The 25,911-nt window shown below is 72.4% G+C and carries 25 protein-coding genes and 2 pseudogenes; 9 read left to right on the top strand and 18 right to left on the bottom strand.

Going from position 1 to position 25,911, the window contains the following annotated elements:
• Positions 1–107 precede the first annotated feature (107 nt).
• Positions 108–743, top strand: a complete 636-nt coding sequence (locus tag AB0D31_RS22765; protein WP_362726056.1) for a flavin reductase family protein — start codon at positions 108–110, stop codon at positions 741–743.
• 28 nt (positions 744–771) lie between these two features.
• Here the strand turns inward: AB0D31_RS22765 and AB0D31_RS22760 are convergent, their stop codons facing one another.
• From AB0D31_RS22760 to AB0D31_RS22740, 5 genes and pseudogenes are all read right to left on the bottom strand, one after another.
• Positions 772–1,422, bottom strand: a complete 651-nt coding sequence (locus tag AB0D31_RS22760) for a hypothetical protein (protein ID WP_362726022.1) — start codon at positions 1,420–1,422, stop codon at positions 772–774.
• Positions 1,423–1,503: 81 nt separating this feature from the next.
• Positions 1,504–2,811 carry an MFS transporter gene (locus tag AB0D31_RS22755; RefSeq protein WP_362726019.1) on the bottom strand — a complete coding sequence of 436 codons (1,308 nt, stop codon included), beginning with the start codon at positions 2,809–2,811 and terminating at the stop codon, positions 1,504–1,506.
• 161 nt (positions 2,812–2,972) lie between these two features.
• Positions 2,973–3,182, bottom strand: coding sequence for a DUF397 domain-containing protein (locus AB0D31_RS22750; protein WP_362726016.1), 210 nt, complete (start codon positions 3,180–3,182; stop codon positions 2,973–2,975).
• Between the two features lie 61 nt (positions 3,183–3,243).
• The gene (locus AB0D31_RS22745; RefSeq protein ID WP_362726013.1) at positions 3,244–3,453 is read right to left on the bottom strand and encodes a DUF397 domain-containing protein; all 210 of its coding nucleotides are present in this window, start codon (positions 3,451–3,453) and stop codon (positions 3,244–3,246) included.
• A pseudogene (locus AB0D31_RS22740) lies at positions 3,450–3,947 on the bottom strand (DUF5753 domain-containing protein); the annotation flags it as partial. The gene AB0D31_RS22745 and the pseudogene AB0D31_RS22740, both read right to left, overlap by 4 nt.
• Before the next feature lie 17 nt (positions 3,948–3,964).
• On the opposite strand from AB0D31_RS22740, the gene AB0D31_RS22735 reads away from it, so the two are divergent.
• A complete protein-coding gene (locus AB0D31_RS22735) occupies positions 3,965–4,288 on the top strand; it encodes an ATP-binding protein (RefSeq protein WP_362726053.1) in 324 nt (107 codons plus the stop codon).
• A 42-nt stretch (positions 4,289–4,330) separates the two neighbouring features.
• On the opposite strand, the gene AB0D31_RS22730 is transcribed toward AB0D31_RS22735, so the two are convergent.
• Positions 4,331–5,626: an MFS transporter gene (locus AB0D31_RS22730; RefSeq protein WP_362726011.1), complete on the bottom strand. Its 1,296-nt coding sequence runs from the start codon at positions 5,624–5,626 to the stop codon at positions 4,331–4,333.
• 55 nt (positions 5,627–5,681) lie between these two features.
• On the opposite strand from AB0D31_RS22730, the gene AB0D31_RS22725 reads away from it, so the two are divergent.
• Complete coding sequence (locus AB0D31_RS22725; RefSeq protein WP_362726008.1) at positions 5,682–6,704, top strand: helix-turn-helix domain-containing protein; 1,023 nt, start codon at positions 5,682–5,684, stop codon at positions 6,702–6,704.
• Positions 6,705–6,758: 54 nt separating this feature from the next.
• On the opposite strand, the gene AB0D31_RS22720 is transcribed toward AB0D31_RS22725, so the two are convergent.
• From AB0D31_RS22720 to AB0D31_RS22710, 3 genes are all read right to left on the bottom strand, one after another.
• Positions 6,759–7,808, bottom strand: a complete 1,050-nt coding sequence (locus AB0D31_RS22720; RefSeq protein WP_362726006.1) for a Zn-dependent alcohol dehydrogenase — start codon at positions 7,806–7,808, stop codon at positions 6,759–6,761.
• Positions 7,805–8,938, bottom strand: a complete 1,134-nt coding sequence (locus AB0D31_RS22715) for an acyl-CoA dehydrogenase family protein (RefSeq protein ID WP_362726003.1) — start codon at positions 8,936–8,938, stop codon at positions 7,805–7,807. The genes AB0D31_RS22720 and AB0D31_RS22715 overlap by 4 nt, the downstream gene beginning before the upstream one ends.
• Before the next feature lie 299 nt (positions 8,939–9,237).
• A complete protein-coding gene (locus tag AB0D31_RS22710; protein ID WP_362726000.1) occupies positions 9,238–10,149 on the bottom strand; it encodes an SDR family NAD(P)-dependent oxidoreductase in 912 nt (303 codons plus the stop codon).
• Between the two features lie 87 nt (positions 10,150–10,236).
• Between AB0D31_RS22710 and AB0D31_RS22705 the strand changes: the two genes are divergently transcribed.
• On the top strand, positions 10,237–11,163 hold the full coding sequence (locus AB0D31_RS22705; protein ID WP_362725997.1) for a cyclase family protein: 927 nt from the start codon (positions 10,237–10,239) through the stop codon (positions 11,161–11,163).
• A 326-nt stretch (positions 11,164–11,489) separates the two neighbouring features.
• Here the strand turns inward: AB0D31_RS22705 and AB0D31_RS22700 are convergent, their stop codons facing one another.
• The 3 genes from AB0D31_RS22700 to AB0D31_RS22690 form a co-directional block, all read right to left on the bottom strand.
• The gene (locus AB0D31_RS22700) at positions 11,490–12,011 is read right to left on the bottom strand and encodes an ATP-binding protein (RefSeq protein ID WP_362725994.1); all 522 of its coding nucleotides are present in this window, start codon (positions 12,009–12,011) and stop codon (positions 11,490–11,492) included.
• Between the two features lie 447 nt (positions 12,012–12,458).
• Positions 12,459–13,316: an acyl-CoA dehydrogenase family protein gene (locus tag AB0D31_RS22695; protein ID WP_362725991.1), complete on the bottom strand. Its 858-nt coding sequence runs from the start codon at positions 13,314–13,316 to the stop codon at positions 12,459–12,461.
• The gene (locus AB0D31_RS22690; protein WP_362725988.1) at positions 13,316–14,479 is read right to left on the bottom strand and encodes an acyl-CoA dehydrogenase family protein; all 1,164 of its coding nucleotides are present in this window, start codon (positions 14,477–14,479) and stop codon (positions 13,316–13,318) included. The genes AB0D31_RS22695 and AB0D31_RS22690 overlap by 1 nt, the downstream gene beginning before the upstream one ends.
• A gap of 234 nt (positions 14,480–14,713) precedes the next feature.
• Here AB0D31_RS22690 and AB0D31_RS22685 point away from each other — a divergent pair, with 234 nt between their 5' ends.
• Complete coding sequence (locus tag AB0D31_RS22685) at positions 14,714–16,249, top strand: AMP-binding protein (protein WP_362725985.1); 1,536 nt, start codon at positions 14,714–14,716, stop codon at positions 16,247–16,249.
• 55 nt (positions 16,250–16,304) lie between these two features.
• Positions 16,305–17,246, top strand: a complete 942-nt coding sequence (locus tag AB0D31_RS22680) for a phosphatidylinositol-specific phospholipase C (protein WP_362725982.1) — start codon at positions 16,305–16,307, stop codon at positions 17,244–17,246.
• 48 nt (positions 17,247–17,294) lie between these two features.
• Here AB0D31_RS22680 and AB0D31_RS22675 read toward each other — a convergent pair.
• The 3 genes and pseudogenes from AB0D31_RS22675 to AB0D31_RS22665 all read right to left on the bottom strand — a co-directional run.
• Positions 17,295–17,525 (bottom strand): annotated as a pseudogene (locus AB0D31_RS22675) (IS630 family transposase); the annotation flags it as partial.
• 176 nt (positions 17,526–17,701) lie between these two features.
• Positions 17,702–18,250 (bottom strand): EF-hand domain-containing protein, encoded by a 549-nt coding sequence (locus tag AB0D31_RS22670; protein WP_362725979.1) that lies wholly within the window; start codon positions 18,248–18,250, stop codon positions 17,702–17,704.
• A gap of 277 nt (positions 18,251–18,527) precedes the next feature.
• Positions 18,528–18,902: an STAS domain-containing protein gene (locus AB0D31_RS22665; RefSeq protein ID WP_362725976.1), complete on the bottom strand. Its 375-nt coding sequence runs from the start codon at positions 18,900–18,902 to the stop codon at positions 18,528–18,530.
• A 210-nt stretch (positions 18,903–19,112) separates the two neighbouring features.
• Here AB0D31_RS22665 and AB0D31_RS22660 point away from each other — a divergent pair, with 210 nt between their 5' ends.
• Together AB0D31_RS22660 and AB0D31_RS22655 are read left to right on the top strand one after the other, a co-directional pair.
• Positions 19,113–19,697, top strand: coding sequence for a sigma-70 family RNA polymerase sigma factor (locus tag AB0D31_RS22660; RefSeq protein WP_362725973.1), 585 nt, complete (start codon positions 19,113–19,115; stop codon positions 19,695–19,697).
• Positions 19,694–21,157: a zf-HC2 domain-containing protein gene (locus tag AB0D31_RS22655; RefSeq protein WP_362725971.1), complete on the top strand. Its 1,464-nt coding sequence runs from the start codon at positions 19,694–19,696 to the stop codon at positions 21,155–21,157. Before AB0D31_RS22660 ends, AB0D31_RS22655 begins: the two co-directional genes overlap by 4 nt.
• Before the next feature lie 66 nt (positions 21,158–21,223).
• Here the strand turns inward: AB0D31_RS22655 and purU are convergent, their stop codons facing one another.
• Positions 21,224–22,075, bottom strand: coding sequence for a formyltetrahydrofolate deformylase (purU, locus tag AB0D31_RS22650; protein ID WP_362725968.1), 852 nt, complete (start codon positions 22,073–22,075; stop codon positions 21,224–21,226).
• Between the two features lie 92 nt (positions 22,076–22,167).
• Positions 22,168–22,605, bottom strand: coding sequence for a hypothetical protein (locus AB0D31_RS22645; RefSeq protein ID WP_362725965.1), 438 nt, complete (start codon positions 22,603–22,605; stop codon positions 22,168–22,170).
• Positions 22,606–22,787: 182 nt separating this feature from the next.
• On the opposite strand from AB0D31_RS22645, the gene AB0D31_RS22640 reads away from it, so the two are divergent.
• Complete coding sequence (locus AB0D31_RS22640) at positions 22,788–24,224, top strand: ABC transporter substrate-binding protein (protein ID WP_362725962.1); 1,437 nt, start codon at positions 22,788–22,790, stop codon at positions 24,222–24,224.
• 39 nt (positions 24,225–24,263) lie between these two features.
• On the opposite strand, the gene AB0D31_RS22635 is transcribed toward AB0D31_RS22640, so the two are convergent.
• Positions 24,264–25,880, bottom strand: coding sequence for a hypothetical protein (locus tag AB0D31_RS22635; protein WP_362725959.1), 1,617 nt, complete (start codon positions 25,878–25,880; stop codon positions 24,264–24,266).
• Positions 25,881–25,911: the final 31 nt, after the last annotated feature.

Genomic DNA, 25,911 nt, shown 5'->3' with positions numbered 1-25,911 from the left:
GCCGGGGCGTTGCCGGGATGTGCTGCCGACTGTCGATGACGCCCGCCCGGGGCTTCTCATCTGACGAGCCGTCAGGTTCAATGAACGGTGTGATGGGACACGCAGGGATGGCGGCCACCGTCGTCCGATACCTCAGGTCCGTCGGCGCCGCCACGGCCGCCGAGCCCGTCGAGTTCCTCCCCCGGCCGGATCTGCGGGCCGTACGGGACGACGAACGGGCACCCGTCGACCCCGCACAATTCCGGCGCGTGCTCGGGCAGTTCGCCAGCGGGGTCACCGTCATCACCGCCCAGGACGCGGCCGGGCCCACCGGGTTCGCCTGCCAGTCCTTCGCCTCGCTCTCCCTCGACCCGCCCCTGGTCGCCTTCATGGTGGCCCGCACCTCGACGACCTGGCCGCGCATCGCCCATGCCGGAGTGTTCTGCGTGAACATCCTGGGGGCCGAACAGGGCGTGCTGTGCCGGGGGTTCGCGGTGAGCGGCGCCGACAAGTTCGCGGGCGTCGACTACGCCGCCGCGCCCGCGACGGGCTCGCCGCTCCTCGACGGCGTACCCGCGTGGATCGACTGCCGCGTCCACGCCGTGCACACCGGCGGGGACCATCTCATCGTGGTCGGGCGCGTCGAGGCGCTCGGCGAGAGCGGGGACGGGAGCGGGAGCGGAAACGGGGGCGGCGAAGGAGAAGCGGAGAACAGCGGTCCGCTGCTCTTCCACCGGGGACGGTTCGGGCGCTTCAGCGACTGACCCGGTCACGCCGCCGCCGCGGCCCGGCTCACCAGGACTGCTCGGTGATGAGCTCCCCGCTGCGCGTCTCCACCCGGAGCGCGCCCCGGTCGCCGTACTCGTTGAGACGCCAGTCGCCGAACACCTCGGCCACCCTGCGGCCCTGCCAGTCGCTTTCGCCCAGCGGGACGAAGTTGACCGTGACGACGGCCTTCTCGGCGCCGCCCTGCTTGCGGATCCGCACCGCGACGACCGACGGCCACATCCCGTCGTCGGCTTTGGTGAGTTGCCGGCCGTAGTAGTCGACGAAGCCCTGCGTCATGTCGAACCAGCCCGCGGGGAGGCAGGGGCGCGCGGGGCCGTCGGTGGCGGGGCCGGGGGCGCCCGTGTCGCTGTCCGTGGGCGGGCCCGGGTCACCCGCGCCGCCGCCCCCGTCCGTGGGCGGCCCGGGGTCACCGGCATCCCCGTCCGTCGGCGGGCCGGGGTTGCCGGCGTCCGTGTCGACGGCCGTGTCCTCGGTCGTGCGGTCCGTGCCGTCCGTGCTGCCACAGCCGGTGGCCGGCCCTGTGGACGTGAGGCCGGCCGGCTTCGCCGGGTCCGCGGCCCGGGAGTCACCGGGGCGGGCCGTTCCGCAGGCGGCCACGGTCGCGCACAGCAGGGCGGCGATCACCGCGGCGCCCCGCTTGTTGCTCGCTTGCACGGCACACTCCCCTCGGTCCGGCGCGGGGGAACGTCCGCTCCCCCGCGGGGAGGCATCCGGCTCCCGGGGAGGAAGAGGGGCTCACGCCGCGAGTGGTTCCCCGCCGGGGCCGCGGTGCCGGATGACGAGGGCCATGAGCGCCGCCGCCGCGCACAGCGCGCCCGAGGCGTACCAGACGACGTCGTAGCTGCCGAAGACGTCGCGGGCCACTCCGCCGAGGAAGGCGACGACGGCCGCGCCGACCTGGTGGGAGGCGAGCACCCAGCCGAAGACGATGGCGCTGTCCTCGCCGTAGTGCTTGCGGCACAGCGCGATGGTCGGCGGCACGGTGGCGACCCAGTCGAGCCCGTAGAAGACGATGAAGAAGATCATCGGCGGGTGCACGGTGGGCGCGAGCAGCATCGGCAGGAAGAGGAGCGAGATGCCGCGCAGGGCGTAGTACGTGGCGAGGAGGCGGCGGGATTCGAAGCGGTCGGTGAGCCAGCCCGAGAAGATCGTGCCGGCCACGTCGAAGACGCCGATGACGGCGAGGAGCCCGGCCGCCGCGGTGACCGGCATGCCGTGGTCGTGCGCGGCCGGTACGAAGTGGGTCTGCACCAGACCATTGGTGGAGGCGCCGCAGATCGCGAAGGTGCCGGCGAGCAGCCAGAACGGCCCGGTGCGGGCGGCCTTGGCGAGCACGGTCAGGGTGCGGCGCGCGGCGCCCGTGACGGGTGCGGGCTTGGGGACGGGCGCGCTCGCCCCGTACGGCGCGAGACCCACGTCGGCCGGGTGGTCGCGCAACAGCAGCCACACGAACGGGACGACGGCGAGCGCGGCCAGGGCGACCGTGATGGCGGCCGGGCGCCAGCCGTGGGCCTCGACCATCCAGGAGAGCAGCGGCAGGAAGATCAGCTGGCCGGAGGCGGAGGCCGCCGTGAGGATGCCGGTGACCAGGCCCCGGCGTGCGGTGAACCAGCGGTTGGTGACGGTCGCGGCGAACGCGAGCGCCATCGAACCGCTACCCAGGCCCACCAACATGCCCCAGCAGAGCATGAGTTGCCAGGCCGCATCCATGAACACGGTGAGCCCGGAGCCCACCGCGATCACGGTCAGGGCGACCGCGACGACCTTGCGGATGCCGAAGCGGTCCATCAGGGCGGCGGCGAAGGGAGCGGTCAGTCCGTACAGGGCGAGGTTCACGGAGACCGCGGCGCCGATCGTGCCGCGCGACCAGTGGAACTCCTGGTGCAGGGGGTCGATGAGCAGTCCGGGCAGGGAGCGGAAGGCCGCGGCTCCGATGATCGTGACGAAGGCGACGGCCGCGACGAACCACGCGCGGTGGATCCGGGGCTCGGCCTCGTGGGGCGGCGCGGGGACGACCTGGAGGTCGTCGGTTGTCTGGGTCACGTCATTCAGCGTCGCCGTACGGGCGGTTCCGTACGAGTGGCCCGAGGGTCACCCTTCGCAGGGATCGGGCCACGCCGCGGGCCACGCCGCCCGCTCGGCCCCGGGCGGCTCCCGCACCACGGTTCCGGGTGACCAGGCGCGGGGCGCGAGCGGGTGCGGGGTCAGCTCTTCGACGCGTACGCCACGAAGTCCGCCCAGGCGGCTGGGGCGAGCGCGAGCTGGGGGCCACGGATGGTCTTGGAGTCGCGGATGTTGACGATGCCGGGGGCGACCGCGATCTCGACACAGGAGTCGCCCTCGCTGCTGCTGCTGTAGCTGGACTTGAACCACACGAGTGCGGAGGCGTCCCGAGTGGTGGGGGTGCCGATCATGCTTCTCCAAGCGTCCGGTCGGTAGCGGCACTTGACTCTCTCGGTGCGACCAAGGGAAGGGTCATCTCTTCGACGCGTACGCCACGAAGTCCGTCCACGCTACCGAGGCGAGCGTCAGCTGTGGCCCCCCTATGTTCTTGGAGTCGCGGACGTACACCATGCCGGGGGCGGCGGCGACCTCGATGCAGTCGTTGCCGTCACCGCTGCTGCTGTAGCTGCTCTTGAACCACACCAGTGCGGAGGCGTCCCGGGGGACGGGGGTGCCGATCATGTTTCTCCAAGCATCTGTTCGATGAAGGCCCGTGACTCTCGCGGCGCGAGCGCGTGGGCCCGGATCATTCCGTAGCGCAGTTCCAGGATCCTGAGCTGCTTCGGATCGGACACGGGTCGGCCGTTGAACGCCCCCTCGGTACGCCCCACAGCTGTACCGTCCGGAAATTTAAGCACCTCGATCAGCCCACCTGTGCCGAAATGGTCTTCGGATTCTGTCGGCATCACCTGGATCGTCACGTTCCGCAACTTCCCCAGTTCCAGGAGCCATTCGAGCTGCTGACGCCAAACCATTCTGCCTCCAACCGGACGGCGGAGCGTTACCTCTTCCTGAACAAAGCCGAGAGTCGGCGCCGGCGACCTCTCGAAGATCGAACGTCGAGCCAGCCGCGCGGCCACCGAGCGCTCCGTCTCCTCGTCCGAGTAGGCGGGAAGCCACGCCTCGAAAAGCGTCCGCATGTGACCCTCGGTCTGCAAAAGACCATGGATGTTGTGGCCTCGCCACGAAGTGGCTGCGCACCTGGGGCCTGCCTCCCGGCGCCATCGACACCGCCCCACACCTCGTCGCCGAGCTCGCCGCCAACGCCGCGACCCACGGGCGGCTTCCCGGCCGAGACATCCGGCTCGCCCTCCGCGCCACCACCGACGTGCTCCGCATCGAGGTGACGGACACCCGCGGCGGCGACCTCCCCCGGCGCCGGTCCCCGGCCCCGGACTCCGTCTCGGGACGCGGGCTGGTCCTCGTGGAGGCGTTCGCCGACCGCTGGGGCGTGGAGCTCGGCCCCGTCCCCCGAAAGACCGTCTGGGCCGAACTCGACCTGCACCCCCGCGCATGACCGACACCGCCGGAGCACGGCGGCGGTCCGCGCGGCCCGGTTTCAGATGCGCCGCAGTCCGCTGATCGCCGGCACGGCGAGGAGGACCGCGACCGCCACCACATTGAGGCCGGCGCCCACGAGCAGTACCTTCTCCGCTCCCACCGCCTCGGCGACCGGGCCCGCAAGCGCGCGGCCCGCCGCCAGCATCAGCAGGGATCCGGCGACGTCATAGGCGTGCAGCCGGTTCAGCGCCTCCGGCGGCACCTGCGTCTGGACGGTCGTGGACCACATCACGAGCCAGAACGCGAAGGCCGCCCCGACCGTGAACTGGCCGACGCCCAGAACCGCCACAGGCAGGTCGAGCCCGAGCGAGAGGAGCGCGACGGAGACGCCGAGGAGGGCGAGTGCTCCCGCTGCGAGCGGCCGGGCGGGGCGCAGTCGCAGGGCCAGCAGACCGCCAAGCACGCTGCCCGCGCCGTTGACCGCCATGAGCGCGCCGTACGTTCCCGCGCCGTGGCCCTCGGTGACGAGGACGGCGGTGAGTGGGGTGGCCGGGCCGAGCACGGTCAGGCCGTACACCGTCCAGACGGTGATGACGCCCCACAGCCAGCTACGCGCCCTGAACTCCCGCCATCCGCCTGCCAGTTCGGCGAAAAAGCCGCCGCGTGGCGTGCCGGCGGGGTCGCTCGCGCCGAGCCGGAGCAGGAAGAGGCAGACGCCGCTGACCCCGAAGGTCGCGGCGTTCACGGCGAAGACCGCGCCCGCGCCCCACAGGCCCGCGACCACGCCGGCGAAGGCGGGGCCCGCCATGGCCATGAGGGCCTCGGAGACGCCGAGGACGGCGTTGGCGCGCTGCACGTCGGAGGCGATGCGCGGCACCGTGGAGGCGACGCCGGGCTGGAAGAGGGCCGCGCCGACGCCGGAGAGCGCGCTCAGGGCGTATACTTCCCCCAGCGGCGGGCCGCTGTCGAGCACCATGAAGGACACGGCGAGCACGCTCGCGCCGACGAGCCGCAGGGCGTCCGCGATCACCATCATGCGGCGCGGTGTGAAGCGGTCGGCGAGCACCCCGCCGAACAGGACGAGCGCGGCGAACGGCCCCATCCACGCGCCGAGCGCATAGCCGACGGAGGAGGCGGGGCGGCCCGCGCCGAGCAGGCCCGCGGTGAGCGCGACGGGAACCATGCCGTCGCCGAAGAGGGCGACCGTGCGAGCCGTGAAGAACAGCCTGAACCGGTGGTTCCACAGCGGCTGCCCGGCGGGCGGCGCCGGAGACGGGCCGGGCGGGGGCGGCTCGTGCCCCGCCGGTGTCGTCGCTTCGGGAATGTCCTGCGCGCATGCGGACTTGTCTGTCACAAGACGGTAGGTGTACCAGGTGCTGGTCTATACCACCACCGCATATCGGGAGGGCATGGCGATGGATACGGGCCGTGGCGGTGACGGCGTGCCCGAGGGCGCCCGGCCGCACCGCGTCGTCGTGCTCGCGCTCGACGGGTTGCTCCCCTTCGAACTGGGCATACCGCACCGGATCTTCGGCCGCGCGAAGGACCCGGCGGGCGGTCCGCTGTACGAGGTGGTCACCTGCTCGGTGCGGCCGCCCGGACCGGTGCGTACCGACGCGGACTTCTCGATCCTCGTGGAGAACGGCCCCGAGGCGCTGGCCACCGCCGACACGGTCGTCGTCCCCGCGTCCTACGAACTCGGGCCGGTCTTCGAGGAGGGTGTCCTCACCCCCGAACTGGCCGCCGCCCTCGCCTTCGTACGCCCCGGCACCCGCATGGTGGCGATCTGCACCGGCGGCTACGTCCTCGCGGCGGCCGGGCTGCTCGACGGGCGGCCCGCCGCCACGCACTGGGCCTCCGCCGAACACTTCCAGCGGCTCTTCCCGGCGGTGGACGTCGACCCGGAGGTGCTGTTCATCGACGACGGCTCCGTGCTGACCTCGGCGGGGGTGGCCGCCGGAATCGACCTGTGCCTGCACATCGTGCGGCGCGACCACGGCTCGGCCGTCGCCAACGACGTGTCCCGGCGCACAGTGGTCCCACCGCACCGGGCGGGCGGACAGTCCCAGTTCATCCAACGCCCGGTGCCGGAGCCCCAGTTGGCGACGACGACGGCCGCGCGGGCATGGGCGCTCGGGCGGCTGCACGAGCCGATCCAGCTGCGCGACATGGCCGAGCAGGAGGCGATGTCGGTCCGCACCTTCACGCGGCGCTTCCGCGAGGAGGTCGGTCTGAGCCCCGGCCAGTGGCTCACCCAGCAGCGCGTGGAACACGCCCGCCAGCTGCTCGAATCGACCGACCTCTCGGTGGACGCGATCGCGCGCGCGGCGGGCTTCGGCACGGCGACGTCCCTGCGCCAGCACCTCCAGGCAGCCCTGGGGGTCCCGCCGACCGCGTACCGCCGCACCTTCCGCGCCGGGACGGCGAGCTGACCCCGCCGCCCTACCGCCCCGCCTCCCGCCTCCCCCTGCCTCCCCGTCGGCGGGCTAGAAGGTCAGCACCCCGCGCGCCACCCGCCCCTCGTGCAGATCCTCCGCCGCCTTCGCGAAGTCCTCGACGGGGTACGTCCTGGTGACGAGTTCGTCGAGGAGCAGGGCCCCCGTGCGGTACAGCTCGCAGTAGCGCGGGATGTCGTACTGCGGACGTGAACTCCCGTACCGGCAGCCGAGGATGGACTTGTCGAGGAAGAGCGCGGCGGGCAGGAAGGACGCCTCCACCGTGGGGGCGGTCATGCCGAGCAGGATCGCCTGGCCGTGCCGGTCCAGGAGGTCGATCGCGGCGCGCACCAGGGCCGGGTGGCCCACGCATTCGAAGGCGTGGTCGGCGCCGCCGGGCAGGATCTCGCGTACGCCGTCGGACGAGGCCAGGAAGTGGGTCGCGCCGAACTGGCGGGCCAGCGGTTCCTTCGCCGGGTTGGTGTCCACGGCGACGATCACCGACGCGCCCGCGATCCGCGCACCCTGGATGACGTTGAGCCCTATCCCGCCCGTGCCGATGACGACGACGCTCTCACCGATGGCCACCTTGGCCCGGTTGAGGACCGCGCCGACACCGGTCAGGACCCCGCAGCCGATGAGCGCGGCCGAGGTGAGCGGCACGTCCTGGGGGATCCGTACCGCCTGCACGGCCTTCACCACCGTACGTTCCGCGAAGGCCGAGTTGGAGGCGAACTGGTAGACGGGCTCACCCGCGCGCGAGAAGGGGCGGCCCGGCATGCCGATCGCCTTGCGGCACATGGTGGGCCGGCCCCGGTCGCACTCGGCGCACGCGCCGCAGTTGGCGAGCGTGGACAGCGCCACGTGGTCGCCCGGCGCGACATGGGTGACGCCGGAGCCCACCGCCTGCACCACGCCCGCGCCCTCGTGCCCGAGGACCACCGGCACGGGGAAGGGGATCGTGCCGTCGATGACCGACAGGTCCGAATGGCACAGGCCCGCGGCCGCGACCGCCACCAGCACCTCCCCCGGCCCCGGGTCCCGTATCTCCAGGTCGTCGACGACCTGACTCTGCTCTCCGTCGAACAGGACACCTCTCACGGAACACGGACCTCCCTGGGCAGGCCGAGCACCCGCTCGGCGATGATGGTGCGCTGGATCTCGTCCGAGCCGCCGTAGATCGTGTCGGCCCTGGTGAACAGGAACAGGTGCTGGAGCGCATCGAGGGCGTACGGTGCCGACGCGTTCCAGTCACCGGGCGCCACGGTCGCCGCGGCTCCCCGTACGGCCATCGCCAGCTCTCCGAGCCTGCGGTGCCAGCCGCCCCACAGCAGCTTGGCCACGCTCGGCGCACCCGGGTCGTCCGCGCTGCCGAGGGTGCGCAGGGCGTTCCAGCGCATGACCTTCAACTCGGCCCACTGGGCGGTGAGGCGGCCGCGGAGGGCGGGGTCCAGGGGGGTGGCGACCGCAAGCGCGATCACTCGCTCCAACTCGGCGGCGAATCCGACCTGTTGGGCGAGGGTGGAGACCCCGCGTTCCAGGGCGAGCAGACTCATGGCGACCTGCCAGCCGTTGCCCTCGCCGCCCACCAGGTGCTCCGCGCGCGCCTCGGCACCGTCGAAGAAGACCTCGTTGAACTCGCTGGTCCCCGTCATCTGCCGGATCGGCCGGACGTCGATCCTGCCCGGCTGGTCCATCGGCAGGAGGAGGAAGGAGAGGCCGTGGTGACGCCGCGATCCCTCCTCGGTGCGGGCGAGCACGAAGCACCAGTCGGCCTCGTGGGCCAGGGAGGTCCAGATCTTCTGACCGGTGACGCGGTAGGTGTCGCCGTCGCGGCGGGCGGCCGTGCGGATGCCGGCGAGGTCGGAGCCGGCGCCGGGTTCGCTGTAGCCCTGGCACCACAGCTCCTCGCCGCGGGCGATCGGGGGCAGGAAGCGGGACTTCTGGGCGGGGGTGCCGTGGGTGAGGAGGGTGGGGGCGAGGAGGTTTTCGCCGATGTGGCCGGTGCGGGGGGGTGCGGTGGCGCGGGTGTATTCCTCGGCCCAGACGACCTGTTGGGTGAGGGTGGCTGTGCGGTTGCCGTACGTGGCCTCGGGCCACCCCAGGCCGATCCAGCCGGCCTTGCCCAACTCGGCTTCCCAGTCCGGTGGTCGGCCCTTGAGGTGCTGGGTGAGCCAGGCTCGTGCCTCCTGCCGGAAGGCGGTGTCGTCGGCGCCGAACCCGAACTCCACGCCGGTCTCCTCTCTGCGCAGTTCCCCGCGCCCCTTGACCCGCTGGTGCCTGCGGCGATGCTGGCTGCCGCGCCTCTTGACCCGCCTTCGTCTGCGGACCGTGCCCGCGTCTCGCGCAGTTCCCCGCGCCCCCAACTACTCGATCCCGGGCAGCATGCGCATCCCCAGCCCGTCATGGGGGCCCCTGGCCCTTGAGGCCTTGGGGGAGATTGAGGACGAGCGCCCTCAAGGCGCGAACGAGGTCTGGGGCAGAGCCCCAGGGAGCCGCACTCTCGAGTAGCTGCACGAGCCGGCTGGACCTACGCGTTGGGGCGGGCCTGGATGGATGCCGCCTTGGCCATTGCTTCCAGGTGGGCCAGGAGCGGCATGGGGTCCACCCCCACCGTCCCGGGGAGGAAGTCCGCGATGCGTTCCGGGGTCCACGCCCCCTCCGCGTACCCCGCACGGAGCTCCCGCGGCTGGGCCCACACCGCGATCTTGGGCCCGGCGATCGTGTACACCTGCCCGGTGATCCCCTCGTCCCGGGCCCGCGAGGACAGCAGGTACACCACCAGCGCCGCCACGTCCTCGGGTGACCCGATCTCCTTCAGCTCCATCGGCACGTTCGCGGACATCCGGGTGCGGGCGACCGGGGCGACCGCGTTGGCCGTCACGCCGTACTTGTGCAGGCCGAGCGCCGCGCTGCGCACCAGCGAGATGATGCCGCCCTTCGCCGCGCTGTAGTTGGCCTGGGCGACACTGCCCTGGTGGTTGCCGCTGGTGAAGCCGATCAGCGTGCCCGAGCCCTGCTTGCGCATGACCGCGGAGGCCGCACGGAACACGGTGAACGTCCCCTTCAGATGCGTGGCGACGACCGGGTCCCACTCCTCCTCGCCCATGTTGAACAGCATGCGTTCGCGCAGGATGCCGGCGACGCACACCACCCCGTCGATCCGCCCGTACTGGGCGAGCGCCGTGTCCACGATGCGCTGGCCGCCCGCCATCGTCGAGATGTCGTCGGCGACGGCCACCGCGTCGCCGCCCGCCGCGACGATCTCCTTCACGACCGCCTCGGCGACCTCGCTGCTCGGCTCGCCGCCCTCGACCGAGACCCCGTAGTCGTTGACGACGACCCTCGCGCCCTCGGCGGCCGCGGCGAGTGCGACGGCGCGGCCGATGCCCCGGCCGGCCCCCGTCACAGCGATGACCCTGCCTGCCAAGAAGTTCCCCACGTCCGGCCCCTTCCCGCGGTTTCTGACGGACCGTTAGATTCTATGACCCGTCAGATGCTTCACCACAAGCCCCCGGGAGGGACGGGTATGTCACTGCCGCCCGAGTTCCACGAAGTCGCCAAACGCGTGAACAACTGGGGCCGTTGGGGGTCCGACGACGAGCGGGGCACCCTCAACCTCATCACCGACGAGGTGGTCAGGCAGGCGGCCGGCCACGTCCGCACGGGCCGCCGCGTCCCCCTCGCGCTGCCGCTCCAGCAGGACGGCGTACAGACCGGTGTGATCCCGGGCCGGGTCAATCCGCTGCACACCATGGTCCAGATCAACCAGGAGCTCTTCGGTCCCGGCACCATCGCGTGCAGCGACGACGCGGTGACCTTCGGGCTTCAGGCGGCCACCCACTGGGACGCGCTGACCCACGTCTCGCACTCGGGGAAGATCTACAACGGCCGGCCCGCCGCCACCATCACCGCGCACGGGGGCGCCGAGTTCAGCGGCATCGACAAGCCGCGCCACGTGGTCTCGCGCGGTGTGCTCCTCGACGTGGCCCGCGCCAAGGGCCTCGACCGGCTTGGAGGCGGCCACGCGGTCACCCCGGAGGACCTGGCCGAGGCCGAGGAGTTCGCGGGGGTCACCGTGCGCGCCGGGGACGTCGTCCTCGTACGGACGGGGCAGATCCAGGTGTATCTGGCCGGGGACAGGCACGGCTACGGGTACCCCTCGCCCGGGCTCTCCGTGCGGACGCCCGAGTGGTTCCACGCGCGGGACGTCGCGGCGGTCGCCAACGACACCCTCACCTTCGAGATCTTCCCGCCGGAGATCGAGGACCTGTGGCTGCCGGTGCACGCGCTCGACCTGGTCGAGATGGGCATGCTCCAAGGCCAGAACTGGAACCTGGAGGAGCTGTCGACGGCGTGCGCGGAGGAATCGCGGTACGCGTTCTGGCTGACCGCGATGCCCGAGCCGTTCGTCGGGGGCGTGGGCACCCCCGTCGCCCCCGTGGCCGTCCTGTAACGGGCGGGGGTCTCACGGGGGGCGCCCTCGCGGGCAGGGGATGGGCGGAGGCCCGCGCGGGCGGGGCCCTGGCGGAGGCCCCTCGCGGGTGGCGGCGCCGCGTGCGCGCCCCGAGCACGGCACCGTCGCCGCCACCCCGGCAGCGGCGTGCCCGCTCCGCTCCCCCTGACCCCGGGGGGAGCGTCGCCCTGGTGAAGCCGACGCCGCGCCACGACCCGCACTCGCCGAGGCAGTGCAGTGTCCTCGGCGTCCCCTCGCGACGAATCGCTCATCCCAGGGTGATCAGGACGCCACCACCCGTCAACACCCACTCAATCTTTTGGGAGTTATGCCCTATTTGTGACAGCGCGTGGGGGCACATATGTCGCACTCTCGCACGCTCCGTCCACGCGCCCCGGATGCTCCTTGAGCCCCGAGTGACCCAAAAGCTCCGGCCCCGGCGGCAGACCGGGCGAGCCGCGGTCCACCTCGCACCAGATGGCCTTGCCGCCCGCCTCGGCCCGCCAGCCCCAGCGGTCGGCGAGGCCGTCGACGAGTTCGAGGCCGCGGCCGTTGGTGTCGTCGCCCTGTGCGTGGCGCGGCACGGGCGGCCGGCAGCTGGCGTCGGCCACCTCGACGCGGACGGTGCCGCCCTCGGCCGGCTCGAGCAGCATCCGCAGGACCGCCGGACAGCCCGTGTGCACCACGGCGTTGGTGACGAGCTCCGAGATCAGCAGGATCAACGTCTCGGCGACCGGCTCATCGAGCCCTATTCCGGAGCCCGCCAGCCGTGAGCGGGCCCACCTGCGGGCCCGGCCCACCTCGGCGGGATCGGGACCGACCTCCAACTGAACCTGAAGCACCTGCACCGTTCACACCATCCGAACCGGCGGACACATCGCCTCGCGCCTCACAGGGACCACCATCGGGGTCACGGAACGTGATTCCCGTGAGAGACAGCATGGTTGACGTACAGTCACCGCAACAAGCGCTTCGGGCATATTCCAGCGCGAAGGAGTATGCGTGGTGCATACTGTGCGGCTCACTTTGCGGGAAACCGAACGGGAGCGCGTACGACGCCCCCGTGCGGGGCGGGCGGCGTGCGTTCCCCGGCCCGGAGCCGCCGCATTGGCAACACCGGGAGGACCGCGCCACACCACCACTCGCATCCCACGGAGAGTACCGGAGAGCGCCGCCGACTCCGGCTCGTGACGGGTACGCCGGGCCGCCATTGTCCACGCATCGTGACCGTCCCGCCGCGGGGAGCACACCTCGCCGAACGCCCCGCGCGGCGCCGCCGAACGCAGCCTGGCGGCCTACAGCGCCGCGGCCAGGACCTCCGCCGCCTCGTCGGCGGACTGCCACTGCTCGGCGCGCACCCAGGCCCGCTTGAGGTGCAGATGCACATCGGCTTCCCAGGTGAAGCCCATGCCGCCGTGGATCTGGAGGCAGTCGCGCGCGCCGCGCACGGCCGCGTCGTCGGCGAGGAGTTTGGCCCCGGCGATCTCGTCGGGGTCCGCCGTGACGGCCGCCGCGTACACCGCGGCGCGGGCCACTTCGGTCCGTACGAGCATGTCGGCGCAGAGGTGTTTGACGGCCTGGAACGCGCCGATCGGCTGCCCGAACTGCTGGCGCTGCTTGGCGTGTTGGACGGCGAGATCGAGCGTGCGCGACGCGCTGCCGAGCTGTTCCGCCGCGGCGAGCAGCGCCGCTTCGGGCACGTACGTACGGGTTCCGCGCGTACGGTGCAGTGGCGTCAGCGGGTCGACGGAGCGCAGCGGGACGGCACCCTCGGCGTCCCCCTGGACATGGTCGGCCTCCGCGAGCCAGCCGACGAGCGGGCCGTCCACCCGGGTCACCACCGCCTCGCCGCCGGCCGCGCCCGGTACGGTGCCGGCCGCCAGGTGGGTGGCGACCAGCGGGCCCGGCAGCAGCGCCCGCCCCGCCTCCTCGAACACGAGCACCGCCTCGGGGAGCCCGAGGCCGACACCGCCCGCGCTCTCGGGCAGCCGCAGCGCGAAGAACCCGGCGTCCCCGAGCGCCCGCCACAGCGAACGGTCGAGCTCGGGTCGCTCCACGGCCGCGCGCAGCGCCTCCCGGTCGAAGCGCGCATCGAGTAGCTCGCGCATGCCGGATCGCAACGCTACCTGGTCCTTGGTGAGTTGGAAGTCCATCAGCGCCCCTTGGGCAGGCCGAGGATGCGCTCGGCGACGATGTTCGCCTGGATCTGCGAGGTGCCGGCGGCGATGGTGTAGGAGAGCGAGGAGAGCCGGTCCAGGGTCCAGTCGTGGCCGAGGTCGAGCGATTCGGGGCCAAGGACACGGGCGGCGGTGTCGTACAGCGCCTGCCGTGCGTGCGAATAGCGGAGCTTGAAGACGGAGCCGCCGACGCCCGGCACCCCGCTGCCGCGCTGCGACGCGCTGACATTCCACTGGGTGAGCCGCCACAGCGCCGTGAACTCGGCGTTCAGGACGCCCAGTTGGCGCCGGAGTGCCGTGTCGTCCCAGCTGCCGTTGCGTCGCGCGGTATCGGCGAGCGCGGCGAGCGTTCTGCGGCAGGCGACCACCTCTCCCACGAAGGCCGTCCCGCGTTCGAAGGAGAGCGTCACCATGGTGACCCGCCAGCCGTCGTTCTCGGCGCCGACCCGGTTGGCGACGGGGATCCGTACCCCGTCGAGGAACATCTCGGCGAACTCCGCCGACCCTGCGAGGGTGCGCAGCGGGCGGACCGTGATGCCGGGCGCGTCCATCGGCATCGCGAGCCAGGTGATGCCCCGGTGTTTGGGTACGCCCTCGCCGACGGGTCCGGTGCGTACCAACAGCTCGCACCAGTCGGCGACTTCGGCGTGCGAGGTCCAGATCTTGGAGCCCGTCACGACGTAGTCGTCGCCGTCGCGGACCGCGCGGGTGCGCAGGGCCGCGAGGTCGGATCCGGCGTCGGGTTCGCTGAAGCCCTGGCACCAGATCTCGTCGCCGCGCAGCACCGGCGGCAGCCAGCGGGCCCGCTGTGCGGGGGTGCCCTCGGCGGCGATGGTCGGCCCGGCGTGCAGCAGGCCGACGAAGTTGGCGCCCACGTAGGGGGCGCCCGCCTTCTCGGTCTCCTCCAGGTAGATGAGGTGCTGGGTCGGGGTGGCGCCCCGGCCGCCTGCCGACTCGGGCCAGTGCAGCCCCGCATACCCGGCGTCGTACAGCATCCGCTGCCAGGCCGTGTCGTACGCGCGCCGCGCCGGCCAGTCCAACGGGTCGGGCCGGGGCGGTAGTTGGGGCAGTGCGCTCTTCAGCCAGGTGCGCAGACCGGCACGGAAGGCCTCTTCCTCCTCGGTGCAGGTGAGGTCCATCAGCGGGCGCGGTCCCGCCCGGCGCCGGCCAGGGGCAGCCGGACGGCGAGGAGAGGGGCCGGTTCGATCACCTGGTCGTGGGCGCCGGCGATCCGATGCAGTTCGGTCATGAGGTCTCCTTCATGCACCTGATGGTCCGTCAGATTGCAGGCTAGCTGCGCACATCTGGACCGGCAAGGAGTGGGGGCCTACGCTCTCCGGCATATCTGATGGGTCGTCAGTTGGGGGTTCGGCATGACCGGCACCGCACACGCACTGGGCTCCTCGCAGACGCTCTGGGAGCTGATCGAGCGTCGCGCCGCGCTCACCCCGGACCGCCCGGTTCTGCTCCAGGGCGACCGCGCCCTCACCTTCGGCGCCCTGCGCGAGCGGTGCGAGCGGGTCGCGGCGGGCCTGTACGGCCTGGGGGTGCGACCCGGAAGCGTGGTCGCCTGGCAGCTGCCGACCCGCATCGAGACGGCGATCCTGTCGTTCGCACTCGCCCGGCTGGGCGCGGTCCAGTCCCCGGTGATCCCGTACTACCGCGACCGCGAGGTCGGCTTCGCGCTCCGCGCGTCCAAGGCGGAGTTCTTCGCGGTGCCGGGCGTATGGCGCGGCTTCGACCACACCGCGATGGCACACCGGCTCGGCGCGCGCGGCGTCTTCGACGCGTACGGCCAACTCCCGGACGGGGAACCGGATGTGCTGCCGCCGCCGCCGCGGGACGGCACCTGCGTGCGCTGGATCTACTGGACCTCGGGCACGACCTCCGACCCCAAGGGCGTGCTGCACACCGACCGTTCACTGATCGCGGGTGGCTCGTGCCTCGCCCACGCGCTGCACCTGTCGGACGCCGACGTGGGCTCCATGGCCTTCCCGTTCGCCCACATCGCCGGCCCCGACTACACGGTGATGCTGCTGCTCTACGGCTTCCCTGCCGTGATGTTCGAACACTTCGCGCTGCCGGACGCGCTCCCCGAGTACCGGCGCCACGGTGTGACGGTCGCCGGCGGCTCCACCGCGTTCTACTCGATGTTCCTCGCCGAACAGCGCAAACGGCCCGGCGAGAGGGTCATCCCCACGCTGCGGCTGCTCGCCGGGGGCGGCGCGCCGAAACCGCCCGAGATCTACCACGCGGTCGTACGCGAGATGGGCGTACAGCTCACCCACGGGTACGGGATGACGGAGGTCCCGATGATCACGATGGGCGCCCCCGACGACACCGCCGACCACCTCGCCACCACCGAGGGCTGCCCCCCGCCCGGCATGGAGATCCGCATCACCGACGCATCGGGCGCGCCGCTGCCGTACGGGGTGGACGGCGAAGTACGGCTGCGCGGCGAGGCGGTGTGCCGGGGCTATCTCGACCCGGCGCAGTCCCGGGGCGTCTTCGACGACGACGGGTTCCTGATCACCGGCGACATGGGGCACCTGCGGGAGTCCGGGCACCTCGTCCTCACCGGGCGGATCAAGGACATCATCATCCGCAAGGGCGAGAACATCTCCGCGAAGGAGATCGAGGACCTGCTGCACACCCACCCGGACGTGGCGGACTCCGCCGTGATCGGACTGCCCGACGCCGAGCGGGGCGAGTTGGTCTGCGCGGTCGTCGAACAACCGCCTGGCGCAGGCGAGTTGACGCTGGCCGGTATCAGCGCACATCTGCGGGCCCAGGGGTTGTCGGTGCACAAGGTGCCCGAGCGGCTCGAAGTGGTGGAGGCGCTGCCGAGGAACGAGACACTGCGGAAGGTGTTGAAATACACGTTGCGGGAGCGGTTCGGCGGGGCATGACCCTGGGGCCCGCCATCCCCCGATGGCGGTCCCGCTCTCCCCCAAGGACGGATTGATGGAACTCACCCGCAGACACCTCATACTGGGCGCCGCCGCGATCTCCACCACCGCGCTCCTGCCGGGCCCCGCCCGCGCCGCCGTACGGCCCCTCGGGAGCGCCGACCCGGCCAACTGGATGGGCGGGCTTCCCGACAGCCGCTCCCTGCTGCGCATGACGATCCCCGGCACCCACGACTCCTGCTGCACCAACCCGAACAACGGCACCGAGTGGTCGCACACCCAGAACTGGGGCCTCACCCAGCAGTTGCAGCAGGGCATCCGCTTCTTCGACATCCGCGCCAACGGGCTCCAGGACCACCTGAACGACGCGTTCGGGATCTACCACGGCGCCTTCTACCAGGGCATGACGTTCGGCGACGTCCTCGTCCAGAGCAGCGCCTTCCTCGACAGCCACCCCGGCGAAACCCTCCTGATGCGGCTCAAACAGGAGGGCGGGACCAAGAACGACGTCGGCACCAACTTCAAGAACGTGCTCGACGTGTACCTCGACCAGAAGGGCTGGCGCTCCCGGTTCCTCTCCGACCGGGTGCCCACGCTCGGCGAGGCGCGCGGGAAGATCGTCCTCATCGCGCAGTTCGACAACGACTGGCCGGTGCTCCAGTGGCCCGGCGGCGACAACGACTTCCTCTCCAACCAGTACATCAAGCTCCAGGACGTCTACCAGGGCCTGTCCTGGCCGTCGAAGAAGACCGCCAAGGTCACCCAGCAGTTCGACAACGCCTTCTACGACCAGGACTCCGCGCAGCTCTACATCAACTTCACCAGCTACGCGGGCGGCGGCTGGCCCAAGGTCAACGCCGACGCGATCATGCCGGGCGTGCAGAGCTATCTGAACGCGCGCGTGAGCGAGCCGACCCATCTGGGCGTCGTCCCGATGGACTTCCCCGACTTCCACTCGGACACGCTGCGCACCCTGATCGACTGGAACTGGCACTGAGCCGCACCGGACGGGTACGGCAGTCGGCCGGGACTTCGAGGACCCGTCCTAGTGTTCCGAGTCAGGGATTCTGTTCAGATATGAGGCGAGGCGTTCGAGGATCTCGTCGGAGGTCTTCGTCCAGACGTACGGCTTCGGGTCTGTGTTCCAGGCTGCGATCCAGTTGCGGATGTCCTTCTCCAGGGCCTGGACGGATCTGTGGACGCCTCGCCGTATCTGCTTGTTGGTGAGCTCGGCGAACCACCGCTCGTCGAGGTTCAGCCAGGACGATGCCTTCGGCGCAGGCCAGGATGATCCGACACCGCAGGGCCCACGCCTGCGGCGTGGAACGGCGCCGCACCCACCCCTCAAGTGCGGCCCTTTCCCCATCCGACAGAGTCAACTCGGCCTTCGGCCGCCCCATCCGCGCCATGAAACAAAACTACACATATACACGGAATTCCCGACTCAGAAGACTAGGGCAGCGTCGTGAAGTAGGCGGCGAAGGCGGCCACCGCGTCCGGCTCCGTGATGCGGCCGTCCGCGTCCTTGTCGAGGGCCGCGGCGACCACGGCCGCGACGCCGGGCGCGACGCCGAACGCCCCCAGCGCGCGCTCGGCGTCGCGCACGGAGACCGTGCCGGCGCCGGCCGTGTCGGCCACCGCGAACGCCGCGTGCAGAAACGGCCGGGCGATCTCGGTGAACCCGCTGGTGCGGTCCCGCAGCCGCTTCAGCGCGCCGCCCACGAACTCCTTGCGCGTCACCCGCTGATCGCCGTCGACATCCGCGATCCCGGCGAGGCCCTGCCACAGCGCCTCGGCGCCGCCGTACAGGGCCTGCCCCTTGTCGCAGCGGGCGGTCGTACCGAACTCGGCGAGCAGGGCCGCCGCCGCGGTCGAGAAGTCCTCCCGGTCGATCCAGCCGTTGCCGTCCTGATCGAAGGAGGCGAACCGGGCCGCGACCCTCCGCTCGTACGCGTCGCTTTCGGGACTTTCGGGACTGTCGATGCTGTCCATACTGGCCATGGCGAGACTGTACGACCGATGGGGCCCGCGCGCCGGGGATACGCCGACGCGTGCCCCGGGCGGGGTGGACGGCCCCCGGCTGGGCGCAGAGCGGTTACGCGGCTGGGCGGAGAGCGGTTACGCGGCTGGGCGGAGAGCGGTTACGCGGCTGGGCGCAGAGCGGTTACGCGGCTGGGCGCAGAGCGGTTACGCGGCTGGGCGCAGAGCGGTTACGCGCACCGGCAGTTCCCCGGCTGCACGCAGAGCAGTTCCCGGCCGCGCGCAACCCGTTACCCGGCTACGCGGAGAGCGGTTCGGCCAGGTCGTCGGAGGCCGTCCCGACATCCCCGTACACCTCGAAGAGACGGCGCACGCCGAGCGCGGCGAGCACCTTGTTCACATGGCTGCCGTCGAGGGCGCCGCGGGCCGGCAGGATCAGCCGCAGCCGGCCCTGGCACGACCGCATCAGACGGCGCGCCGCGATCAGCACGCCCACGCCGCTCGAATCGCAGAACTGCACCCCTGACAGGTCCAGGACCAGATCCCGGCGCCCCTCGGCCACCGCCTCGTGCACCTGGTGCCGCAGTCTCGGCGAGGTGACCAGGTCCAGCTCGCCGCTGACCCGCAGCACCGTCCACGTGCCCTGCTCGGACTCGTCCACTCTCAGCGTCACGCCACCGGTCCCTCTCTGTGCTGCCCTGCCCCCTGGGGCGCGGCTGCCCATGCCGGCCCACGCGAAACACCGCCATTACCACCGGTCGGCCCCGAGGGGGCGCACTTGAGGCAAACCTGCGTGCATTGTCAGCCCGTCGCATTACATTCGTAGGTACGCAGAGACGGGCGCACAGGGGCACACGCGGGGAACGACAGGGTGGGGGAGCCTATGCCGAAGGACGCACCACCTCGGTGGGACCGCCGGATGCAGCAGCGGCTCGCGCGCGGTGAGGCCGCCGCCCTCGGCGAGCTGTACGACCGGTTCGCCTCCCTGGTGCACAGCCTGGCCCACCGGGTGCTCAGCGACGAGGCCGAGGCCGACCGGATCACCCGCGACGTCTTCGGTTACGTGTGGGAGAACCCGGACGCCTACGACCCCAAGCAGGGATCGATGCGCTCCTGGGTCGCCAAGCTCACCCAGCGCCAGGCCGTGCAGCGGCTGCGCCAGTCCTCCGAGGCGGCCTCGCGCGCGGAGAACGGCGGATGCTCGACCGAGGAGCTCGAACTGATGGTGCGGCGCGCCTCCGCGGCCGCCCGCGCCGACTACATCGTGACGTCGATGCCCGCCCCGCTGCGCGCCGCCCTGGAGCTCGCCTACTTCCAGCGCCGCGACTACCGGCAGGCCGCCGCCGACCTCAGCATCACCGAGGACGAGGCCCGCCGGAGGCTGCGGCTCGGCCTGCAACTGCTGTCCTCGGCCACCATCCGGCCGCCCGACGGGGCGGCGCCGCCCGGATACGGACGGGCGCTGTGACGGGGCCCGTGGAGCGGGGCGAGCCGGTGCCCGACGACGAGAACACGCCCCGCATACCGGCGCCGCGCGCCGCGCGCGACGACCTGCCGCGCGACGACCTGCCGGGCGGCGACCTGCCGGGCGGCGACCTGCCGGGCGGCGACCTGCCGGGCGGCGAGCATGCGCCCGGTGACCCCGCGCCCGGCGAGCGCGGCGGTCCCGGCACGTTCGTGCCCGGCCCGCGCGAGAGCGGCCGAGACGTTCCGCCGGAGCACACCGGGCCGCCCCCGGCGCCGCGCCCCGAGCCGGCCACGGCGGAGCCTGCGGACGTGCGGCCGGCCGGGACCGACCCCGCGGGCCCCCGCCCCCTCGCCGGGCCGCCCTCGCACACCGTCCTGAAGTCGCTGCTCGGCGCGTGGGCGCTGGCCGCCTGCTCCACCGAGGAGACCGACGCCGTCGAGGCGCACCTCACCGAGTGCGCGCCCTGCGCGGACGAGGCGCTGCGGCTGCGGGACGCGGTGGGACTGCTCCAGGCCGAGCGCACCCTCGACCTCGACCCGCTGCTGCGCGCCCGCGTCCTGGAGAACTGCCTGGGCCGGCGCCCGGCCCGTATCCCCGTGCCCGCCTGGGCGGCGCCGTACGACGCGGAGGCCGCCCGGCTCGACGCGCTGCTCAACGACTTCGGGGACGCGGAATGGCATGCGCCGGTCCGCCTCACCTGGTTCGAGGACGACCGGCGGGCCGCCCGCAGGACGACGGTGGCCGGTGTCATCGGCCATCTGATGACGGTCGACGCGATGGTGGCGACCGCCCTCGGGCTCGACGAGCCGGTGCCGCTCGACGCCGAGGCCACGGCCGGACCCACCGCGCGCACCGAGGCCCTGTGGCGCGCCGCCCAGTACCCGCTGACCCGTGCGGTCCGCGAGCCGTGGCGCGAGCAGTCCCACTCCCTGATCCGTACGGTGTCCTTCGCGGGCGGCGGCGTGGCCGAACTGGACGCGCCGTACGGGGAGTTCGCGCTGCCGCTCCAGGACGCGATGCTCGACCGGGCCTTCGAGTGCTGGATCCACGCCGGTGACATCGCGGAGGCCGTGGACTACCCCTACGACCCGCCGTCCGGAGCGCATCTGCACGGCATGATCGACCTGGCGGCGCGGATCCTGCCCGCCACGCTGGCCGGCCGGCGCCGGGCGGGGCTCGCCTCGCCGCCGCGCGGGCTCGTCACGGCCGGCTCCCCCGGCCGTTCGCTGCGCCTGGAGATCGAGGGTGTGGGCGGCGGCGACTGGTACATCGCGCTGGACTCGCCCGCCGCCGTCGGTTCGCCCGCGCACGAGGTGGCCCATGTCGCCCTGGACGGCGTGGAGTTCTGCAAGCTGGCCGCCGGCCATGTGTCACCGCAGGAGGCGGCCGTCGGTCAGCTCGGCGACCGCGAGGCCATCAGCGACGTCCTGTTCGCGGCCGCCTCACTGAGCCGCCTGTGACGCCACAGGGCCGACTGTGACACCACAGGGCCACGGGGCCGCCTGTGACGCCACAGTGAACGCGGGCTAGGCGAAGACGACCGTACGCCGCCCGTTGAGCAGGATGCGGTGCTCGGCGTGCCACTTGACCGCCCGCGCGAGCGCCTGGCACTCGACGTCCCGGCCGATCGCGACGAGCTGGGACGGAGTGACGTCGTGCCCGACGCGCTCCACCTCCTGCTCGATGATCGGCCCCTCGTCGAGGTCGGCCGTCACATAGTGCGCGGTCGCGCCGATCAGCTTCACCCCGCGCGCGTGCGCCTGGTGGTAGGGCTTGGCGCCCTTGAAGCTCGGCAGGAACGAGTGGTGGATGTTGATGATCCGGCCGCTGAGCTGCTTGCACAGATCGTCCGAGAGCACCTGCATGTACCGGGCCAGAACCACCAGCTCGACACGCTCCTCGCGCACCAGCTCCACCAGGCGCGCCTCGGCGGCGGCCTTGGTGTCCTTGGTGACCGGGATGTGGTGGAAGGGCACGTTGTAGGAGGCGACGAGTTCGGCGAAGTCGGTGTGGTTGGAGACGACCGCCGCGATCTCGACGGGCAGCGCGCCCGACTGCGAGCGGAACAGCAGGTCGTTCAGGCAGTGCCCGAACTTCGACACCATGAGGACGATCCGCATCCGCTCCTCGGGGCGGTGGATCTGCCAGTCCATCTGGAAGGAGTCGCCGACGGCGGCGAAGCTGGCGCGCAGCTTGTCGACGGTCACCGGGGGCTCGGCCGAGAAGTGGACCCGCATGAAGAAGAGACCGGTGTCGCGGTCCCCGAACTGCTGACTGTCCTCGATGTTGCAGCCCGTGATGAACAGATAGCTCGACACGGCATGCACGATGCCCTGCTTGTCCGGACAGGAGAGCGTGAGGACGTACTGGTCAGTCATCCAGGCAGGATGCCACAAACAGGCGCCCCGCCGGCCCCCGGCCCAGGACCCGGACCCCGCCCGATCGGGATGGGCGGGACACGCCGGACGGGTCAGGCCGAGCGGGTCAGGATGCTCAGCACTTCGAGCGAGCGCGGCGGGGCGTCGGGGTCCTCGCCGTCGCTCCGCGCGAGCCGTACGTGCGCCTCGCGCGCCGCCTGCACGGCCTCCGGCCACGCCTCATGGGCGAGGTAGGCGGAGACCGGGGCGTCCGCGCCGACCTGGTGCATGATCCGCAGCAGCCGCAGCACGGCGAGGTCGACGGCGGCCGCCTCACCCGCGTCGCGGAAGATCGTGCCGACGTATTTCTCGGCCGACCAGTTGTCCAGCCAGGTGTCCTCGACGAGCCGGTACACGGCATCGGTGACGTCCCCGAACCCTTCGCGCCCGGCGAGCCAGGTCTCCTCGTGGAAGACGGGATCGGAGAGCATGTGCAGCGCGGACCGTACGTTCGTACGCCAACGCCACCACGGCATGTCATTCAACGGCATGCCGCCCATGGTGGAGGAGCGACGGCCGCGACGGGAAGAGCCTGCTGAACCTTGCTGCACGTTTGCGATCGTACGGGCCCCGCCGCAGCCGCCCGCGCGGCCCCCGCAATTCACCCGCATCTCACCCTGTGTTGAGGTGTGTTCGCATCTCCGTTACCCAGGGGGCGGAAGTGTGCGGGTCCATGACCGGCTACGGATGGCGGCGCCCCCAGGGCCCCTCGCGCTCGTTCGGCACCACGGCCACGGTGTTCGCCGTGTGGTCGGCGGTCGGCGCCACCCTGCTGTCCGGCTGCGGTGTGCTCCCTGGGATCTCGGGGGGTTCCAGGGAGCCCATCACGGTCATGACCTGGGCGCCCGACGGCAGCTCCGCCACCAACGCCCCCGGCATGCCGGCCATGGCCAAGGCGTTCGCACGCTGGGTGAACGCGGACGGCGGCATCGACGGTCACGAGCTGAAGGTGCTCACCTGCAACGAGCACAACACCGCGACCGGCGCATCGGACTGTGCGCGGCGCGCGGTGAAGGAGAAGGCGGCCGCCGTCGTCGGCTCGTACAGCCAGTACGACAACGCGTTCATCCCGCCCCTGGAAGTGGCAGGCATCCCCTACCTCGGCGGATACGGCATATCCGACCGGGAGTTCACCAGCGCGCTCTCCTACCCGGTCAACGGCGGCCAGGCCGCCCTCATCGCGGGCAGCGGCCAGGAGCTCGCCGCCGCCTGCGACCAGGTCTCGCTGGTACGCCCCGACACGCTCGCCGGTGATGTGCTGCCGATGCTGCTCGACGCCGGGCTCGCCTCCGCGCGGCACAAGCCGGCCGCGGACATCCGTACCGCCGAGGACGCCGGCGACTACACCGACGAGGCCCGGCGTGCACTCGAACAGGCCGGGGCGGACCCGGCGGGGAGCGAGAGCGGTACGGGCAGCGGGAGCGAGAGCGGCACGGGGAGCGGTACGGGGAGCCAGAGCGGTACGGGGAGCGGCGCCGGCGGGGGCCGTAAGGGGGCCGGGCAGAAGGCGGCCGGGCAGAAGGCGGCCGGCAAGGGCTGTGTGACGGCGGTGCTCGGCGACCGCACGGAGACGTTCTTCGACTCCTTCCGGCGCGTGGCGAGCGACCCGCGGAAGGTGCGGGTCGCCTCCGTCATCGGCTCGGTCAACCAGCCGCTCCTGGACCGCACCGGCGGCGCGGACGGCCCCTTCGAGGGGGCGTACGTCACCGGCTGGTACCCGGAGTCCGACGATCCGCGGTGGGAGCCGATGAAGCGGGTCATCCGCGAGCACGCCTTCGGGGACGACGCGATCGACGCCGCCGACTCCGGGGTGCAGACAACCTGGATCGCCTACACCGCCCTGAAGAAGCTCGTCGAATCCCTCCACCAGGACTCGGTCCGCGCCGTCGATCTGGTGCGCGCGCTCAACAAGGGCGTCACCGTGGACACCGGCGGCCTCACGCCCGTACTGCGCTGGCGCTTCGAGGACATGCTCGCCGCGGCGGACTTCCCGCGCATCGTCAACCGCCAGGTCACCTTCCAGACGGTGCGCAACGGGCGGCTCGTCGCCCTCAAGAAGGGCTTCACCGACGTGAGTTCGACGATGGAGGCGTCCGCCGCCAACGGCTGACCCCGGCGCGCGAGGCGCCGGAGCCCGGCCCGTCCGGGCCTACAGCTGTGTCGCCGCGCGCTTGGTCAGGTCGTACTTCGCGGCGATCACGTTCCACAGGGCCGAAGCCTCCTGCTTCGACTTCGTCGCCTCGCCGCTCGCCTTGTCGCCCTGCCCGGCGTCCTTGGTGCGCTTGGCGTGGCCGTCCTTGCAGTTCTTGCCCTTGTCGGCGGCGACGGCGTCGGACCACGCCGCGTAGTGGTTGTCGGCGGAGGCCGACGACTGCCAGGCCTTGGTGAGCGCAGCGGAGAGCCGGTCGTGGTTGGGCAGCTTGTCGAGGGAGAGCGCGCCCAGTCTGGTCACCAGGTCGCCGCGCTGCTTGGCGGCGGAGCGCAGCGCGGGGGACGCCTGGTCGAGCTTGTCGCAGCTGCGGATCTCGGCGACCGCGCCGATCACCGCGTCGCGGCTGCTGCCACTGTCGGCGAGCACCTTGTCGAGCGCCTGCGCCTGCGCCTGGGCGGGATCGGCGTCGCTCTTGGTGTCGCCGGAGCTTTGGGTGACGGGCGAGCTGACGCCCGCGGGCTGCTTGTCGTCCTTCGACGCGCCGTCGTCACCGCCGCTCAGGAGGGCGCCCGCGCCGAGCCCGATGGCCGCGCACCCGACGACGACGGCGGCGATGAGCCCGACCGGTGACTTGCGCCGCCGCGGCTCCGGCTCGTACGCCGACTGCTGCCCCGGCGGACCCTGGTGCGGGGGCTGCGCGGCGAACTGCGGCGGAGGCTGGAACCGTCCGGCCGCGGTCGCCGGCCCCTGCTGGGGCGCCGGCTGCTGCCGGTTGAGCGGGACGGACGGCTGGAAACGGGGCAACTGCGCGCCCTCGGTGCCGTGTTGGGGCGAGCCGTTCGCCCCGCCGGCCCGGAAGAGGCTGTCGAACTCGGCGGGGGGCTGCCGGTCGCCCGGCGCGCCCGGCCGTATCCCGTACGGGGCGTCCTGCGGGGCGGGCGGGACCGGCGGCAGGAACTGCGTCGGGTCGGCGTCCGAACCCGGTGCTTGCGGCTGCCCCGGGCCGCCGGGGAAGCGGGCCGGGTGGCCGGCGCCCTCGGGCGGCAGCGCGCCGGGCGCACCCTGGGTTCCGGGCACGGGGGCGAGGTACTGCGTGGCCTCATTGCCTGCGCGGTCCGTGTTGCCCGCATGGCCCGCATTACCCGCATGGTCCGGGCCGCTCTGCACCCCGGGCACGGGGGCGAGGTACTGCGTGGCCTCTCCGCCGAAGGGTCCGGCGCCGCCGGGCACGGGCGCGATGTACTGCGTCGCCTCGGAGTGGCCGTTCCCGGGCGGTATCGGCGCGATGTACTGCGTCGCCTCGGAGTCGCCGTTCCCGGGCGGTACCGGCGCGAGGTACTGCGTGGCCTCGCTGCCCGAGGTGCCCAGGCCGCCGTTCTCGGGCGGCAGCGGCTGCCCGAAGGTGGCCGGCCCCTGCCCGGGCGGGGCGGGCCACGGCTGTGCGTCCTGGCCCTGTGGGCCCCAGGGCTGCCCCCACGGCTGGGCGCCGGGCGGTGCGGGCCGCGGCTCCCCGGCGCGGGGGCCGTTCCCGTCGGCGGGCAGCACGACGCCCTCGTGCGCGGGCCGCACAGCCGGAAGCTGCGGCTCGTCACCCTGTCGGCTCTGCTGCGTCACCGGAACTCCTGTACGTGGACCTAGGAATCGT

The organism is Streptomyces sp. NPDC048361 (genome assembly GCF_040651795.1).
In the GTDB taxonomy this organism is placed as follows: domain Bacteria; phylum Actinomycetota; class Actinomycetes; order Streptomycetales; family Streptomycetaceae; genus Streptomyces.
Note: the sequence above shows the minus strand (reverse complement) of the source record. Positions and strands in the feature narration are given on the sequence as shown.